Below are 16,431 nucleotides of genomic sequence, written 5' to 3'. Positions count from 1 at the left end.
AAATCCGTATGGCAATAAAAACTGCATTGTGCTTGTCTTACTAGTGAACTCAGTGTAAACTGATAACAATTAAGAACCTATGACTCATCATCTCATATAATGTGTTATATGATTTGTGTGCAAGTAGAGGCAGGAGGGAACGTTATGCGGCTTGAGCGTCTGAATTATAATAAGATCAAAATCTTTTTAACCCTCGATGATTTGACAGACCGGGGATTGACAAAAGAAGACCTCTGGAAGGACTCATTTAAAGTCCACCAGTTATTTAAAGATATGATGAATGAAGCAAATACAGAGCTCGGCTTTGAAGCGAATGGACCGATTGCAGTGGAAGTGTATTCTCTCCAAGCACAAGGGATGGTCGTGATTGTAACAAAGAACCAAGACGCCGATTCAGAAGACGATGAGTATGATGATGATTACATCGAAATGCAAGTCAAGCTTGATGAAAGCGCGGACATCATATATCAATTCCATTCCTTTGAAGATATCATTCAGCTTTCAGAAAGCTTACAGCGAATCGGTATCACAGGGGGAACTGTCTACCACTATGACGGGCAGTACTTTTTAAGCCTTGAAGATCTAGGGTCACATACGGCTGAAGGGGTTGTGGCGGTTCTGGCTGAATACGGCAATCCGACAACTTTAACGATTTATCGCCTGCAAGAGTATGGTAAGCTCATTATGGACGGTAATGCCGTAGAAACGATACAAACTCATTTTTCATAAGAATGCAACGGAAAACTGCTGATTTCAGCAGTTTTTTTTCGTTAAAAAACATGGAAAAACATAACGTTTATTCTATGCACAGATCATATGAAGGTGTATACTATTCTCTGAAAGGGAGCATGTGAGAAACAGAAGATTCTAGGAGGTTAACTCAAATGGCAGCCGATCGAAACACCGGTCATACAGAAGAGGACAAACTTGATGTATTAAAATCAACCCAAACCGTAATACATAAGGCTCTGGAAAAATTGGGATATCCCGAAGAGGTATACGAATTGTTAAAAGAGCCGATGAGATTATTAACGGTAAAAATACCTGTTCGTATGGACGACGGTTCAGTTAAGATTTTCACAGGATATCGTGCGCAGCACAATGACTCTGTCGGTCCAACGAAAGGCGGGATACGTTTTCACCCGAATGTAACAGAAAAAGAGGTGAAGGCGCTTTCAATTTGGATGAGTTTAAAATGCGGCATAATTGATCTTCCATATGGCGGTGGTAAAGGCGGAATTGTTTGTGATCCAAGGGATATGTCGTTTAGAGAGCTGGAGCGTCTGAGCAGAGGGTATGTCAGAGCGATCAGCCAAATTGTCGGCCCGACAAAAGACGTGCCGGCACCGGATGTATTTACAAACTCACAAATCATGGCTTGGATGATGGATGAGTATTCAAGAATTGATGAATTTAATTCGCCTGGATTTATTACAGGCAAACCGCTTGTGCTTGGCGGATCTCACGGGAGAGAATCTGCGACAGCAAAAGGTGTTACCATCTGTATTAAAGAAGCGGCTAAGAAGAGAGGCATCGATATTAAAGGTGCGCGTGTCGTTGTCCAAGGCTTCGGAAACGCGGGAAGCTATTTGGCAAAATTTATGCATGATGCGGGGGCAAAAGTTGTCGGCATCTCAGATGCGTATGGCGGACTTTATGATCCGGAAGGCCTTGATATCGATTATTTACTCGACCGACGCGACAGCTTCGGTACCGTAACAAAGCTTTTCAACGATACCATTACCAACCAAGAGCTGCTGGAGCTGGATTGTGATATTCTCGTTCCTGCTGCGATTGAAAATCAAATTACAGAAGAAAATGCCCATAATATCCGGGCTAAAATTGTCGTTGAAGCAGCGAACGGACCAACAACGCTTGAAGGAACAAAAATTCTTTCAGACCGGGACATTCTGCTTGTACCAGACGTGCTGGCAAGTGCCGGTGGCGTAACAGTTTCTTATTTTGAATGGGTTCAGAATAACCAAGGCTTCTACTGGAGTGAAGAAGAGGTAGAAGAAAAATTAGAAAAAATGATGGTCAAATCATTTAACAATATTTACGAAATGGCTAACAACCGAAGAATTGACATGAGGCTCGCTGCATATATGGTCGGCGTTCGCAAAATGGCTGAAGCTTCGCGTTTTAGAGGCTGGATATAAGTTGATGATTTGCATAAAAATAAAAAATCTCCTATGATAAAATAGGAGATTTTTTTATTCGGAAATAGAAAATATGAAGTGAAATGCCAATCGCAGGAGTTGACAGAAATGATTCAAGAAAAAGCAATTATTATAGGCGGAGGACCTTGTGGACTATCTGCTGCCATTCACCTAAAACAAATTGGCATTGATGCCCTCGTCATCGAAAAAGGCAATGTCGTTAACAGTATTTACAATTACCCGACGCATCAAACCTTTTTCAGTTCAAGTGAAAAGCTCGAAATCGGAGATGTGGCATTTATTACAGAGAACAGGAAGCCTGTCAGAATTCAGGCTTTATCGTATTACCGGGAAGTCGTTAAACGGAAAAACATCCGTGTTAATGCGTTTGAAATGGTGCGTAAAGTGACGAAAACGCAAAATAACACATTCGTTATTGAGACGTCAAAAGAGACCTACACGACGCCATATTGTATCATCGCCACAGGCTATTATGATCATCCAAACTATATGGGCGTACCCGGTGAGGATTTGCCGAAAGTATTTCATTATTTTAAAGAAGGCCACCCGTATTTTGATAAAGATGTTGTTGTCATCGGCGGGAAAAATTCAAGCGTGGACGCCGCCCTTGAACTCGTGAAATCTGGGGCGCGTGTCACAGTTTTATATAGGGGCAATGAGTATTCTCCGAGCATTAAGCCGTGGATTCTGCCGGAATTTGAAGCTCTCGTCAGAAACGGTACAATCCGTATGGAATTTGGCGCTTGTGTCGAAAAAATCACCGAGAATGAAGTTGTGTTTCGCTCCGGAGAGAAAGAACTCATTGCCATTAAAAATGATTTTGTATTTGCCATGACAGGCTATCATCCCGATCATCAATTTCTTGAAAAAATTGGTGTTGAAATTGATAAAGAAACAGGGCGTCCATTTTTCAACGAAGAAACGATGGAAACGAACGTTGAAGGTGTCTTTATTGCCGGTGTTATTGCTGCGGGAAACAATGCAAATGAAATATTTATTGAAAACGGCAGGTTTCACGGGGGGCATATTGCAGCGGAAATCGCCAAAAGAGAAAACCATTAAAGATGAGGAGCATATGATGCATTCGTATGCTCTTTTTGTTTTTTTAAGTGCAGACAGATGTAAAATTTTAAACAACATGGTAGGATAGACGTAGGAATATAAAGGAAAGAGGTTGCCTGATGTTTGCAATCATCTCTGCAGGAATTGCCCCCGGCATCGCGTTATTAAGTTATTTTTATTTAAAAGATCAGTATGATAATGAACCTGTACATATGGTGCTACGGTCGTTTTTTCTCGGGGTTGTTCTTGTATTTCCCATCATGTTTATCCAGTATGTACTTGAAAAAGAGAATGTAGGAGGCGGAAGCTTTTTCGTTTCTTTTTTATCTTCGGGGTTTTTGGAGGAATCATTAAAATGGTTTATACTGATGATCAGTGTTTACCCGCACGCCCACTTTGATGAGCATTATGACGGGATTGTGTACGGTGCAAGTGTATCACTCGGTTTTGCAACCCTCGAAAATATTCTTTATTTAATTGGCCACGGCGTGGAGCATGCGTTTGTCAGGGCGCTGCTGCCTGTTTCATGCCATGCCTTGATTGGCGTTATAATGGGATTTTACCTTGGAAAAGCCCGTTTTTCCGCCGATAAGGCGCGTGTAAAGTGGCTTACTCTTTCTTTAGTTGTCCCATCCCTTTTGCATGGATCATATGATTTTATCCTAACAGCGCTTAGCAATTGGATTTATTATATGCTTCCATTTATGGTATTTTTATGGTGGTTTGGTTTGCGTAAAGCGAAAAAAGCCCGTTCCGTTAATATGATGCAAGTATAGAAGCCGCACAGCAACCGTGCGGCTTTTTTGTGTGCAGTTTTTACAAAAGAGTTTTTATGTTCTGAGGGATAACAAGGAAAGAGTGTATAAAAATAACCTCGTTACAGAAAATACGATTACACTTAAAAATTTGCAGTAGGAGGCTTGAAAAGATGAAGTCCAAAGGATCGATTATGGCATGTCTCATCCTTTTTTCCTTTACAATAACGACGTTTATTAATACTGAAACGATCTCTGCCTTTTCGAATCAGGTCATTCAAAGAGGGGCAACCGGGGATGATGTGGTCGAGCTTCAGGCGCGTCTTCAATACAACGGATATTATAACGGAAAAATTGACGGGGTTTATGGATGGGGGACGTACTGGGCAGTTCGAAATTTTCAGGATCAATTCGGGTTAAAAGAGGTTGACGGCCTTGTAGGAGCTAAAACAAAGCAAACCTTAATATGTAAATCAAAATACTATCGTGAATATGTCATGGAACAGCTCAATAAAGGGAATACATTCACGCATTACGGAAAAATTCCGCTAAAGTATCAGACGAAACCATCAAAAGCAGCAACACAAAAGGCAAGACAACAAGCAGAAGCACGGCAGAAACAGCCTGCGGAAAAAACAACGCAGCAGCCTAAAGCGAATGCGAATAAACAGCAAAACAATACACCAGCAAAAGCAAGAAAACAGGACGCGGTAGCAGCGAACATGCCTGGTGGATTTTCCAACAACGATATCAGGCTGCTTGCTCAAGCGGTTTATGGCGAAGCGCGGGGCGAGCCGTACGAGGGGCAGGTTGCTATTGCAGCAGTCATTTTAAACCGTTTGAACAGCCCGTTATTTCCAAATTCAGTAGCGGGGGTTATTTTTGAGCCGCTTGCCTTCACAGCAGTAGCCGACGGACAAATTTACATGCAGCCGAATGAAACGGCCCGAGAAGCAGTGCTGGATGCCATCAATGGCTGGGACCCATCAGAGGAAGCACTTTACTACTTTAATCCGGATACGGCTACAAGTCCGTGGATTTGGGGGCGTCCGCAGATTAAAAGAATCGGTAAACACATTTTCTGTGAGTAGCAGATATGAGAAAGCATAAAAAGAGGTGTGATAAATGATCAGAGGAATTTTAATCGCCGTGCTTGGTATTGCAATAGTCGGTACAGGCTACTGGGGATACAAAGAACACCAGGAAAAAGACGCAGTTCTTCTTCATGCTGAAAATAACTATCAGCGGGCGTTTCATGAGCTTACCTATCAGGTGGATCAGCTTCATGATAAAATCGGAACAACACTTGCCATGAACAGCCAAAAATCACTGTCGCCTGCATTGATCGATGTGTGGAGGATTACATCAGAAGCTCATAACAGCGTCAGTCAGCTGCCGCTTACATTAATGCCGTTTAATAAAACTGAAGAGCTATTATCAAAGATCGGCGATTTCAGCTATAAAACGTCAGTCAGAGATTTGGACCAAAAGCCGCTTGATAAAAACGAGTATACATCACTAAATAAGCTATATCAGCAGTCCGAAGATATACAAAATGAATTGCGTCATGTTCAGCACCTTGTCATGAGCAAAAACCTTCGTTGGATGGACGTAGAAATGGCCCTGGCTTCTGACGAAAAACAAAGTGATAATACGATTATCAACAGCTTTAAAACAGTCGAAAAAAATGTTGGTGCATTCTCCACTGGCACTGATCTTGGCCCGAGTTTCACCAGTACGAAAAAAGAAGAGAAAGGCTTCAGCCATCTGAAGGGAAAACAAATTTCCGAACAGGAAGCAAAACAAATTGCTGAGCGCTTTGCCCCAGATGACAATTATTCAATTAAAGTGGTAAAGAGCGGAAAAAAAACAAATCGCGATGTATATAGCATCAGCATGAAAGACCCAGACCATAAAGCAGTGATTTATATGGATATTACGAAGAAGGGCGGGCATCCGGTATACTTGATCCAAAACAGAGAAGTGAAAGATCAGAAAATCAGTTTAAATGACGGATCGAACCGAGCGCTTGCATTTTTAAAGAAAAACGGATTTGAAACAGATGATTTGGAAATTGATGAAAGTGCCCAATATGATAAAATCGGTGTATTTTCATATGTTCCTGTTGAAAATAAAGTCCGGATGTACCCCGAGGCAATTCGTATGAAAGTGGCCTTGGATGACGGTGAGGTTGTCGGCTTTTCAGCAAGAGACTTCCTCACATCTCACAGAAAAAGAACCATACCTAAGCCTGCAATTACTGAAGCAGAGGCAAAGTCTAAATTAAATAAAAATGTACAAGTGAGAGAAACAAGGCTCGCTTTGATTACAAATGAACTAGGTCAAGAAGTGTTATGCTACGAAATGCTTGGGACAATTGAAAATGACACATTCAGAATGTATATCAATGCCAAAGACGGATCGGAAGAAAAGGTTGAAAAACTAAAAAATGCAGAACCTATATATAAAGACCTATAAAAAACAGGAGGAAAGGACTAAATGTCTTTTCCTTTTTTTCATTACGTGCTTTAATAAAAACGTGAGTATATTGAATGCGAAAGAGTGAAGTCGATGATAGAGATTGGAGAAAATGTACTTTTAGAATATATAGAAGAAAATGAATTGAAAAAGGCAAAAAGCAAGGCGGTCAGCATTGAAAACAATGAACTTTTGATCGCGTATCCTGTTGATATAGTTACAGGGCGAACTGTGATTTTACATAACGATATGGAAGTAACGGTAGAGTTTGTGGGAAAAGACGAAGTTCCTTATCGCTTTACAAGCCGTATAAAAGGTAAAGTGAAGGACAAACTTCAAATGATCTGTCTTGAAGTGCCTCCACGTGAAAAAATGAAAAGAATCCAGCGCCGCCAATATGTAAGAACTGATGCGGTATTAGATGTGCAAATTCAGCCGGGAAATGAAGAAGAGATCCGCACACTATCCTATAACATCAGTGCAGGCGGCATCTCCGTGGTTTTAGCTGATGGCCTTTCTTTTCAATCGGGGGAATCATTGCGCCTGATCATCCGTCTTCCTGAAGAGGAGCACACACGTCAAATAGAAACAGAAGCAGTTGTCAGACGAATCTTTAATGACCCCAAGTCAGAAAAACGAAAAATGACTTTAGAGTATTCAGAAATTGCAGCAGGTGACCAGCAGGCTTTGCTTCAATACTGCATCAGGCGCCAGTTAAATAAGAGAAGAAAGGCCCGAATGGAATAAACATCGGCAAACACTTCCATACTATTTGTAATGGAGGTGCTCCAATGAAAACATTTGAACGGCTGCTGATCAAATTATTGTTCATTCAGGCCATCATTTTACTTGGTGTCCAATTTCTTTTTCACTATCAGCATATTGAACCATACGTATCAAAAGTGATTCAATATGAAGGGGTGGATAAAATGGAGGAAAACAATAGGATTGAAACCTTCAAACATTAATTATTCATCAATTTTTCACCCTTTTTCATAAAGTTCGTGATACAATCCATAGAGGAGAAAAGAGCAAGGAGAGGAATTATGGAAAAGAAATTATCGATTGCAATCGACGGCCCGGCAGCTGCGGGGAAAAGCACCGTTGCCAAAATTGTGGCTGAGAAAAAATCGTACATATATATTGATACAGGAGCGATGTATCGGGCGATTACGTACGCGGCTTTACAGGAAAACGTTGATCTGACAGATGAAGAAAAACTGGCTGAGCTGCTAAAGCGGACAGACATTGAGCTGATTACAACAAAAGATGGACAAAAAGTGCTTGTAAACGGCACCGATGTAACTGAGGCGATCAGAACAGATGAAGTCAGCAACCAAGTTTCAATTGCGGCCAAGCACAGAAGTGTCAGAGAAGAGATGGTGAAACGCCAGCAGCAGCTTGGGGAAAAAGGCGGCGTCGTCATGGATGGTCGTGACATCGGGACGCATGTGCTGCCAAATGCAGAAGTAAAAATCTTTCTTTTGGCATCTGTTGAAGAGAGAGCGAAACGTCGTTATGAAGAAAATGTGAAAAAAGGCTTTGATGTCAACTTCGAAACATTAATTGAGGAAATTGCAAGAAGAGACAAGCTTGATTCAGAGCGCGAAGTATCTCCGTTGCGTAAAGCAGAAGACGCTCTTGAAATCGACACGACATCGCTTTCCATTCAAGAGGTAGCTGATAAAATCCTCGAGGCTGTGGAGCAAAAGTCCCGCTGAGGATGGCAAATGCCACTTTTTTTGAATTTTTCAACGAAGATAGAATGTTATTGCTTGACAAACCTGTCCTTTTATTAGAAGTTAATACTAATAAAACTTTTTATTGATCATTCAAAAAACTTTTTTGGATGATTCTTTAATACATATTCGGCTAAAAGCGGGCATGTTATATGTTCAGCTTTCAAACCGTTTTAATTAAGCTGTGTAGGTTTGGACCAAGGAGGTTATTCAAATGACAGAGGAAATGAATCAAATTGATGTTCAAGTGCCAGAGGTTGGAGATGTAGTTAAAGGGATTGTGACAAAGGTAGAGGACAAACATGTAGATGTAGAAATCATCAATGTTAAACAATCCGGTATTATTCCAATCAGTGAATTATCAAGTCTTCATGTAGAGAAAGCATCGGATGTTGTTAAAGTAGACGACGAGCTTGACCTGAAAGTAACAAAAGTGGAAGACGATGCTTTGATTTTATCTAAACGTGCTGTTGATGCAGACCGCGCTTGGGAAGACCTTGAGAAAAAATTTGAAACAAAAGAAGTGTTTGAAGCTGAAGTGAAAGATGTCGTGAAAGGCGGCCTTGTCGTTGATATCGGCGTTCGCGGTTTTATTCCGGCATCACTTGTTGAAGCACATTTCGTTGAAGACTTCACTGACTATAAAGGAAAAACACTGTCACTGCTCGTTGTAGAGCTTGACCGTGATAAAAACCGCGTGATCCTTTCACACCGTGCTGTTGTTGAAAGTGAGCAAGCGAATAAAAAACAAGAACTTCTTCAGTCTCTTGAAGTTGGAAGTGTACTTGATGGCAAAGTACAGCGCCTGACTGATTTTGGCGCGTTTGTTGATATTGGCGGCATTGACGGACTTGTACACATTTCACAGCTTTCCCACTCTCATGTAGAGAAGCCGTCTGACGTTGTTGAAGAGGGACAAGAAGTAAAAGTGAAAGTGTTATCGGTTGACCGTGATAATGAACGTATTTCTTTATCGATCAAAGATACACTGCCTGGACCTTGGAGCCAAATCGGCGAAAAAGTGAAGCCTGGCGATGTGCTTGAAGGAACTGTACAGCGTCTTGTAAGCTTCGGTGCCTTTGTTGAAATCCTTCCAGGTGTTGAAGGTCTCGTTCATATTTCTCAAATTTCCAATAAACACATCGGCACGCCGCATGAAGTCCTTGAAGAAGGACAGACTGTAAAAGTGAAGGTACTTGATGTGAATGAAAATGAGGAGCGCATTTCATTAAGCATGCGTGAACTTGAAGAAACGCCTAAAGCTGATCAGGAAGATTACCGTCAATATCAAGCGAAGGAAGAAACAAGCACTGGCTTCCAGCTTGGAGATCTGATCGGAGATAAGCTGAATAAACTAAAATAATTGGTGATAAACGTGACTCGAGCAGAACGAAAAAGACAACACATCAATCATGCCTTGTCCACCGGCCAGAAGCGGGAAACAGGTCTTGATGATATTACGTTTGTTCACGTCAGTCTGCCCGATCTTGCATTAGAACAAGTAGATATTTCCACAAAAATCGGCGAACTTTCAAGCAGTTCGCCGATTTTTATCAATGCAATGACTGGCGGCGGCGGAAAACTTACATATGAGATTAATAAATCGCTTGCGCGAGCGGCTTCTCAGGCTAGAATTCCCCTTGCTGTGGGATCGCAAATGTCAGCATTAAAAGATCCATCAGAGCGTCTTTCCTATGAAATTGTTCGAAAGGAAAACCCAAACGGGCTGATTTTTGCCAACCTGGGAAGCGAGGCAACGGCTGCTCAGGCAAAGGAAGCCGTTGAGATGATTGGAGCAAACGCACTGCAGATCCACCTCAATGTGATTCAGGAAATTGTGATGCCTGAAGGGGACAGAAGCTTTAGCGGCGCATTGAAACGCATTGAACAAATTTGCAGCCGGGTCAGTGTACCGGTCATTGTGAAAGAAGTCGGCTTCGGTATGAGCAAAGCATCAGCAGGAAAGCTGTATGAAGCTGGTGCTGCAGCTATTGATATTGGCGGTTATGGGGGAACAAATTTCTCGAAAATCGAAAATCTCCGAAGACAGCGGCAAATCTCCTTTTTTAATTCATGGGGCATTTCGACAGCTGCAAGTTTGGCGGAAATCCGCTCTGAGTTTCCTGCAAGCACCATGATCGCCTCTGGCGGTCTGCAAGATGCGCTTGACGTGGCAAAGGCAATTGCGCTGGGGGCCTCTTGCACCGGAATGGCAGGGCATTTTTTAAAAGCGCTGACTGACAGTGGTGAGGAAGGACTGCTTGAGGAGATTCAGCTGATCCTTGAGGAATTAAAGATGATTATGACCGTGCTGGGCGCCAGAACGATTGCCGATTTACAAAAGGCGCCCCTTGTGATCAAAGGTGAAACCCATCATTGGCTCACAGAGAGAGGGGTCAATACATCAAGCTATAGTGTGCGATAAATGATAAAAGCCCAAAACCATATGTGGTTTGGGCTTTTTGTATTATGATTTTCGCTTTTTGAATTTTCCGTTTTGTTCAAGGCTTGTCGCCCCGTCATAGTGAATGGACTGGTCGCGGTCTGATTCGACTCTGCCTGAAGCTTTGAGTTTTTTCTCTTGTCTGTCTTTTCCCATGATCATACTCCTTAATGTGAGATCGATTGTTTAAAAAATGTGCTTGAACTCCATACTGGGAATATGGAGGAAGTAAAATGGAACAATTTTATTACTATTGGTCAATGTGGTTTCTGTGGGTTTTGACAACATTTATTTTTGAAAAGACGAAAAGACGAATTGCCGTCTCTGTCTTTATTTTAACTAATATTATTCTAAGCATACATGACATTGCTTTATATTTTTCCCTGAATGCTGCATATATGATGTTTTTCGTTTGCGGATGTGTCTATGCCGGGTATTTGGGAATGTATCGTTTTCGTTACATCATGGTCTATCTGACGCTTGTTGCCGCGTATGCGTTTGTTTATCTTTTTGCATTATATGACCCGGTTTGGTTCATCATAAAACCTGAGTGGGCTGCTGTTATATTAATAGTGCTTTTAACAGCTTCTGTTGAAAGGAATTTTGAGAAGCAGCTTGTCTTATTTGTCCTAGGGATGTGCCAAGGCGAACTGGTGTATTCATTTGTGATCCAGAAGTTGGCCGGGGCTATGGCTGTCGGCGGCTTTCAATGGCTGAATGCGTGTTCTGCGGGGATGATATTGCTGTTTGGCATATCTAAATACGAACACCTCGCAAGCCAGATTGGTCAGAAAAGCAAAAGATCAAACAAAGGAGCTACCAAAATGTCATGAGTGATTACATCTATCCGATTATTGCTGGGGTCATTGCCGGAATTGCGACAAGGCTTTATATGCTGAAAACGGATTACCGCCAGTATCCGACCTATGTTCATGGGAAAGTGATTCACATCGCACTGGGGTTGATAGCGGCTGGTTTAGGTGCAATTATTATGCCGGCGCTTTTGCAGGAGGAATTTACGGCCATCACATTTTTAACATTGGCAGCGACGCAATTTAGAGATGTCCGAAACATGGAGCGGAACACATTGACGCAAATGGATTCGTATGAACTTGTCTCAAGGGGAAGCACATATATTGAGGGGATTGCCATTGCGTTTGAAAGCAGAAATTATATTGTGATCTTTACAGCGCTTTTGACAACCTCTGCGTATGTGTTTTTATCCATCTGGGCTGCTGTCATAGCGGCTGTCGTTTGTTTTTTACTGGCCATGAAGTTTATGTCGGGCAGTGTGTTGAAGGATATTGTAGATATCGAGTACATAAAGCCGCGCTTTGACGGTCCGGGACTGTTTGTTGATAATATTTATATGATGAATATCGGGCTTCCAGAGAAACAGGAACTGATTTTAAAGCATGGCATGGGCTTTATTTTGACGCCGAAAAACTTTAATTCAGCAGCGACGATAGCAAATTTAGGGCAGCGTCAGGCCATTTTATTTGATGTTTCCAATGTGCTCGGGGTTTATCGGGATTCAGGAGAGCCATCTTTGACACCAATTGCAAAACGGGATTTAAATGATGGGAGAGTGGCAGTATTTGTTCTCCCGCAAATTCACCATCCCGAAACGGCTGTTCAAATTATTAGCAATGTTCCAACCCTGGAAAATGCGATTAGAATGCCGACTGAATTTATCAAGAATCAGGATAAGGTGATAGGATGAGTGAATCTCTTACGAAAGTGATTTTGTCTGTAATCACGACAAATCGAAATCGGGTTGCAGGGGGAGCACCTGTCTTTTTTTGCAATGACCAAAAGGAGATGGAGCTTTTCGCTAAAAATCTTGAGGCGATCCTTGATGGAATAGCTCACAGAATCGGAGATGACGTGTATTTGATCGTGAAACATTTTTAAGAATAGTTGTGATCCCAGTAAAAACTGATATAATAAATGAGTTAAGCCCTTCCTCTGAAGGGTTTCTTTTCATAAAAGTGAATGAAATGATTTTAATAACCGGTTGAAAATTTATGTAAAAATGAAAGCGGCTGGATTGAAAGGAAGGGTACTATGGGTAAACCTGTCGTAGCCATTGTCGGGAGACCAAATGTAGGAAAATCCACAATCTTTAACCGGATTGCGGGAGAAAGAATTTCAATAGTAGAAGATACCCCTGGCGTGACAAGGGATCGGATATACAGCTCGGCTGAATGGCTGAATTATGATTTTAATTTGATTGATACGGGCGGTATTGATATCGGTGATGAGCCGTTCTTAGCGCAGATTCGCCAGCAGGCTGAAATCGCCATGGATGAAGCGGACGTGATTATTTTTATGGTGAACGGCCGTGAAGGCGTGACAGCTGCTGATGAAGAAGTGGCGAAAATTTTGTACCGCACAAAAAAGCCTGTTGTTTTAGCGGTTAATAAACTGGATAACACAGAAATGAGAGCGAATATTTATGATTTTTATTCGCTAGGCTTTGGCGAGCCGTATCCAATTTCGGGAACACACGGACTCGGACTGGGTGATTTACTGGATGCCGTTGCAGAGCATTTTAAAAACATTCCAGAAACGAAATACAATGAGGAAGTTGTTCAATTCTGTCTGATCGGACGTCCGAATGTCGGAAAGTCCTCACTTGTGAATGCGATGCTCGGCGAAGAACGCGTTATTGTCAGCAACGTGGCTGGAACGACAAGAGATGCTGTTGATACGTCATTTACTTACAACCAGCAGGAGTTTGTCATTGTCGATACTGCAGGTATGCGAAAAAAAGGGAAAGTCTATGAAACGACTGAGAAGTATAGTGTACTGCGGGCGCTAAAAGCGATTGACCGCTCAGAAGTCGTGGCGGTTGTGCTGGATGGCGAAGAAGGCATTATTGAACAGGACAAGCGTATCGCCGGTTATGCACACGAAGCGGGCAAGGCCGTCGTCATCGTCGTAAACAAATGGGATGCTGTTGACAAAGATGAGAGCACGATGAAAGAATTTGAAGAAAATATTCGCGATCATTTTCAATTTCTGGATTATGCGCCAATCCTATTTATGTCTGCCTTAACGAAAAAACGGATTCATACGCTGATGCCTGCGATTATTAAAGCGAGTGAAAATCATTCACTTCGAGTTCAGACGAACGTCTTAAATGATGTCATCATGGATGCTGTGGCAATGAACCCGACACCGACTCATAACGGTTCTCGTTTGAAGATTTACTATGCGACTCAAGTGTCGGTAAAGCCGCCAAGCTTCGTTGTGTTTGTAAACGATCCGGAATTGATGCATTTTTCATACGAACGGTTTTTAGAAAACCGAATCAGAGACGCGTTCGGTTTTGAGGGGACACCAATCAAAATATTTGCAAGAGCTAGAAAATAAAAAGGTGTGAAGCAAATATGAAAAAAGTCACAATGCTCGGAGCGGGGAGCTGGGGAACAGCACTGGCTTTAGTGTTAGCTGATAATCATCACGGTGTAACCATGTGGGGGCACCGTGATGATCTGATCCATCAAATCAATGATCAGCATGAAAATAAAGATTATTTGCCGAACGTCAAGCTTCCAGAATCAATAGAGGCAACAACGGATATGAAGACAGCTGTTTCAGACGCGGATTTCATTATCGTTGCTGTTCCAACAAAAGCAATTCGGGAAGTGCTGAGACAGGCTGTCCCTTTTATAACGAAAAAGGCAGTCTTTGTTCATGTCAGCAAGGGTATCGAGCCAGATTCACTTCTGCGCATTTCTGAAATTATGGAAATTGAGCTCCCGAGTGATGTCAGAAAAGATATTGTTGTCCTTTCCGGCCCGAGTCATGCGGAAGAAGTAGGGCTGCGGCACCCCACAACTGTTACTGCATCTTCAAAGAGCATGAGGGCAGCAGAAGAGGTGCAGGATCTATTTATTAATCACAATTTTCGGGTATACACAAATCCTGACATTATCGGAGTTGAAATCGGAGGGGCTTTAAAAAATATTATTGCCCTTGCTGCAGGAATTACAGATGGTTTAGGGTACGGCGACAATGCCAAAGCTGCTTTGATTACACGCGGACTTGCTGAAATCGCGAGACTCGGAACGAAAATGGGCGGAAATCCCTTGACGTTCTCTGGATTGACAGGAGTAGGCGATCTGATTGTGACGTGCACAAGTGTTCATTCCAGAAACTGGCGCGCGGGCAATTTGCTCGGAAAAGGGTACAAGCTTGAAGATGTTCTTGAAGAGATGGGAATGGTAGTCGAAGGCGTTCGCACGACGAAAGCGGCTTATCAGCTTTCGAAGAAATATGATGTTAAAATGCCGATTACAGAAGCTCTCCATCAGGTTCTATTCAATGGACAAAAAGTGGAAACCGCTGTTGAATCTTTAATGGCGAGAGGGAAAACCCACGAGATGGAGGATTTGGTAAATACGTTTGAAAATCAGTGAAGTAAAAGTGTCAATCAAATGATGGATCGCATATCCTAATTGAACGAAAGCCCGAAAAACAGAAGAACACCCAAGTCTTGGGATCTCCTGAAACATTTTGCCGATTTAGGCAATAGAGGATGCATCTGTATGCCAAGTCGCATACTATAGCATCGAAGTCCAAGAGAGTGTTTCTTAAACGTGCAGGTGAATATAGTCAAGTTGACTGAAGCGAAGGTCCCCCTCTTTGCTTCAGTTTTTTTTGTTCTATCAAAGGATGGAAAATCTGGTTGATCTTTTCCGGCGCTGTATATTAAAATATAATATAACGCTTACATCATACATATCGGGGAGGCGCACGTCATTGAGTCTGGCATTGATGAAAATGTGGTTTGCTCTAGGGTCCATGGGTCTGATGTTTTTGGCTGTAGCTTCCATCTATTTAAGCCGCTTTAAGTGCCAAAACCGTTTTTTGAAGATTGCGATTTCATCATTCGCATACATGTGTATGCTCATATCTGGAATTATTGTGTTTGTCGTGGTTTTTAGCGGCCCTGTCAATGAATAAAGCTGTAAAAGGAAGTGCTGTATGGGTAAACTGAAGTGCGCAATTATTTTTGCGGCAGTCGTGTTTTTATCCGGATGTTTATATCCAAATGAACGGAAAAGCAGTGTGCATGCCATTCCTTATCAAGACCAGCTAAAGCAGGTTCAATCTGCTGTTGATGAATTTCAAAAGGCAAATGGAGGCCTGCTTCCCATTCAAACCAAAGATATGTCGACACCGCTATATCAAAAATATCCGATAGACTTTAATCGGTTAGCGCCAAGGTACATAGCTGAACCTCCAAGTACGGCATTTGAAAGCGGGGGAGACTATCAATACGTGCTTGTTGACGTAGAGAACGATCCGACTGTTAAATTAATTGATCTAAAGATGGCAGAAAAAATTCGCGATGTGAAATTGCGCATCCAAATGTACCGTCAGGAGCATCAATATCCGCCTTACAAGGATGTGCTATCTCGTGATTTATTTACACTCGATGAGAAGAAGCTTGGGGATGGAAGCTCTCTTGCAGTGACAAGCCCAATCTCAGGGAATTCCTTGCCGCTTATGATTGACGGAGACGGAGAAATATATGCCGATTACCGGACTGAGCTGGCTGCTTGCCTCAAAAAGAGCAAGAAAACGTTTAAACCCGGGACTGAAATCCAGGATATGATTTGGCAGGAAACCCCCTTTGTCCCCGCGTTTTCTGTAAAATATACGGTAAATGACAAACAGGAACCTGTTTTTTTAGAAAATGATATGAAAAAGGAATGAACCTTTCTCCCTTGCATACAAATAGGGAGAAAGGTTTTTTATAT

General features: G+C 42.2%; 19 protein-coding genes. 18 read left to right on the top strand and 1 reads right to left on the bottom strand.

All coding sequences use genetic code 11. The features are described 5' to 3' along the window. Positions 1-144: 144 nt before the first annotated feature. The 11 genes from NSQ83_RS11615 (at position 145) to fni (ending at position 10,639) form a co-directional block, all read left to right on the top strand. Complete coding sequence (locus NSQ83_RS11615; protein ID WP_003230533.1) at positions 145-729, top strand: genetic competence negative regulator; 585 nt, start codon at positions 145-147, stop codon at positions 727-729. A 155-nt stretch (positions 730-884) separates the two neighbouring features. Next, on the top strand, positions 885-2,159 hold the full coding sequence (gudB, locus tag NSQ83_RS11610) for an NAD-specific glutamate dehydrogenase (protein WP_003230536.1): 1,275 nt from the start codon (positions 885-887) through the stop codon (positions 2,157-2,159). A gap of 108 nt (positions 2,160-2,267) precedes the next feature. After that, on the top strand, positions 2,268-3,242 hold the full coding sequence (locus NSQ83_RS11605; RefSeq protein WP_129092503.1) for a YpdA family putative bacillithiol disulfide reductase: 975 nt from the start codon (positions 2,268-2,270) through the stop codon (positions 3,240-3,242). A gap of 119 nt (positions 3,243-3,361) precedes the next feature. Beyond that, positions 3,362-4,018 (top strand): glutamic-type intramembrane protease PrsW, encoded by a 657-nt coding sequence (gene prsW, locus NSQ83_RS11600; protein WP_003230542.1) that lies wholly within the window; start codon positions 3,362-3,364, stop codon positions 4,016-4,018. A 152-nt stretch (positions 4,019-4,170) separates the two neighbouring features. Next, a complete protein-coding gene (gene sleB, locus NSQ83_RS11595; RefSeq protein ID WP_015714181.1) occupies positions 4,171-5,088 on the top strand; it encodes a spore cortex-lytic enzyme in 918 nt (305 codons plus the stop codon). A gap of 34 nt (positions 5,089-5,122) precedes the next feature. Then, entirely contained in the window at positions 5,123-6,475 is a 1,353-nt protein-coding gene (ypeB, locus tag NSQ83_RS11590) for a germination protein YpeB (protein WP_003230547.1), read from the top strand. 93 nt (positions 6,476-6,568) lie between these two features. Next, positions 6,569-7,222: a cyclic di-GMP receptor DgrA gene (gene dgrA / locus NSQ83_RS11585; protein WP_339238415.1), complete on the top strand. Its 654-nt coding sequence runs from the start codon at positions 6,569-6,571 to the stop codon at positions 7,220-7,222. Between the two features lie 44 nt (positions 7,223-7,266). Then, the gene (locus NSQ83_RS11580; RefSeq protein WP_003230553.1) at positions 7,267-7,443 is read left to right on the top strand and encodes a YpfB family protein; all 177 of its coding nucleotides are present in this window, start codon (positions 7,267-7,269) and stop codon (positions 7,441-7,443) included. Between the two features lie 78 nt (positions 7,444-7,521). Then, positions 7,522-8,196, top strand: a complete 675-nt coding sequence (gene cmk, locus NSQ83_RS11575; RefSeq protein ID WP_024572170.1) for a (d)CMP kinase — start codon at positions 7,522-7,524, stop codon at positions 8,194-8,196. 232 nt (positions 8,197-8,428) lie between these two features. Next, entirely contained in the window at positions 8,429-9,577 is a 1,149-nt protein-coding gene (gene rpsA, locus NSQ83_RS11570) for a 30S ribosomal protein S1 (RefSeq protein ID WP_014477197.1), read from the top strand. A gap of 12 nt (positions 9,578-9,589) precedes the next feature. Continuing rightward, entirely contained in the window at positions 9,590-10,639 is a 1,050-nt protein-coding gene (gene fni, locus NSQ83_RS11565) for a type 2 isopentenyl-diphosphate Delta-isomerase (RefSeq protein WP_046663913.1), read from the top strand. A gap of 42 nt (positions 10,640-10,681) precedes the next feature. Here fni and NSQ83_RS11560 read toward each other — a convergent pair whose 3' ends face one another. Then, positions 10,682-10,813 carry a YpzI family protein gene (locus tag NSQ83_RS11560; RefSeq protein ID WP_010334754.1) on the bottom strand — a complete coding sequence of 44 codons (132 nt, stop codon included), beginning with the start codon at positions 10,811-10,813 and terminating at the stop codon, positions 10,682-10,684. A gap of 77 nt (positions 10,814-10,890) precedes the next feature. Here NSQ83_RS11560 and NSQ83_RS11555 point away from each other — a divergent pair, with 77 nt between their 5' ends. The 7 genes from NSQ83_RS11555 (at position 10,891) to NSQ83_RS11525 (ending at position 16,387) form a co-directional block, all read left to right on the top strand. Continuing rightward, the gene (locus NSQ83_RS11555; protein WP_032726048.1) at positions 10,891-11,490 is read left to right on the top strand and encodes a hypothetical protein; all 600 of its coding nucleotides are present in this window, start codon (positions 10,891-10,893) and stop codon (positions 11,488-11,490) included. Then, positions 11,487-12,380 carry a YIEGIA family protein gene (locus NSQ83_RS11550; RefSeq protein ID WP_003230562.1) on the top strand — a complete coding sequence of 298 codons (894 nt, stop codon included), beginning with the start codon at positions 11,487-11,489 and terminating at the stop codon, positions 12,378-12,380. The genes NSQ83_RS11555 and NSQ83_RS11550 overlap by 4 nt, the downstream gene beginning before the upstream one ends. Further along, a complete protein-coding gene (locus tag NSQ83_RS11545) occupies positions 12,377-12,571 on the top strand; it encodes a hypothetical protein (RefSeq protein ID WP_003230563.1) in 195 nt (64 codons plus the stop codon). Before NSQ83_RS11550 ends, NSQ83_RS11545 begins: the two co-directional genes overlap by 4 nt. 153 nt (positions 12,572-12,724) lie before the next feature. After that, positions 12,725-14,035: a ribosome-associated GTPase EngA gene (gene engA, locus NSQ83_RS11540; protein ID WP_014480134.1), complete on the top strand. Its 1,311-nt coding sequence runs from the start codon at positions 12,725-12,727 to the stop codon at positions 14,033-14,035. Between the two features lie 17 nt (positions 14,036-14,052). Continuing rightward, positions 14,053-15,084, top strand: a complete 1,032-nt coding sequence (locus NSQ83_RS11535; protein WP_029317981.1) for an NAD(P)H-dependent glycerol-3-phosphate dehydrogenase — start codon at positions 14,053-14,055, stop codon at positions 15,082-15,084. A gap of 343 nt (positions 15,085-15,427) precedes the next feature. After that, positions 15,428-15,631 carry a DUF2768 domain-containing protein gene (locus NSQ83_RS11530; protein WP_029317982.1) on the top strand — a complete coding sequence of 68 codons (204 nt, stop codon included), beginning with the start codon at positions 15,428-15,430 and terminating at the stop codon, positions 15,629-15,631. Positions 15,632-15,652: 21 nt separating this feature from the next. Continuing rightward, positions 15,653-16,387 (top strand): hypothetical protein, encoded by a 735-nt coding sequence (locus NSQ83_RS11525; RefSeq protein WP_198878664.1) that lies wholly within the window; start codon positions 15,653-15,655, stop codon positions 16,385-16,387. Positions 16,388-16,431 lie beyond the last annotated feature (44 nt).

The sequence above is a fragment of the Bacillus sp. PS217 genome (assembly GCF_037963535.1).
Lineage (GTDB): Bacteria > Bacillota > Bacilli > Bacillales > Bacillaceae > Bacillus > Bacillus subtilis.
Note: the sequence above shows the minus strand (reverse complement) of the source record. Positions and strands in the feature narration are given on the sequence as shown.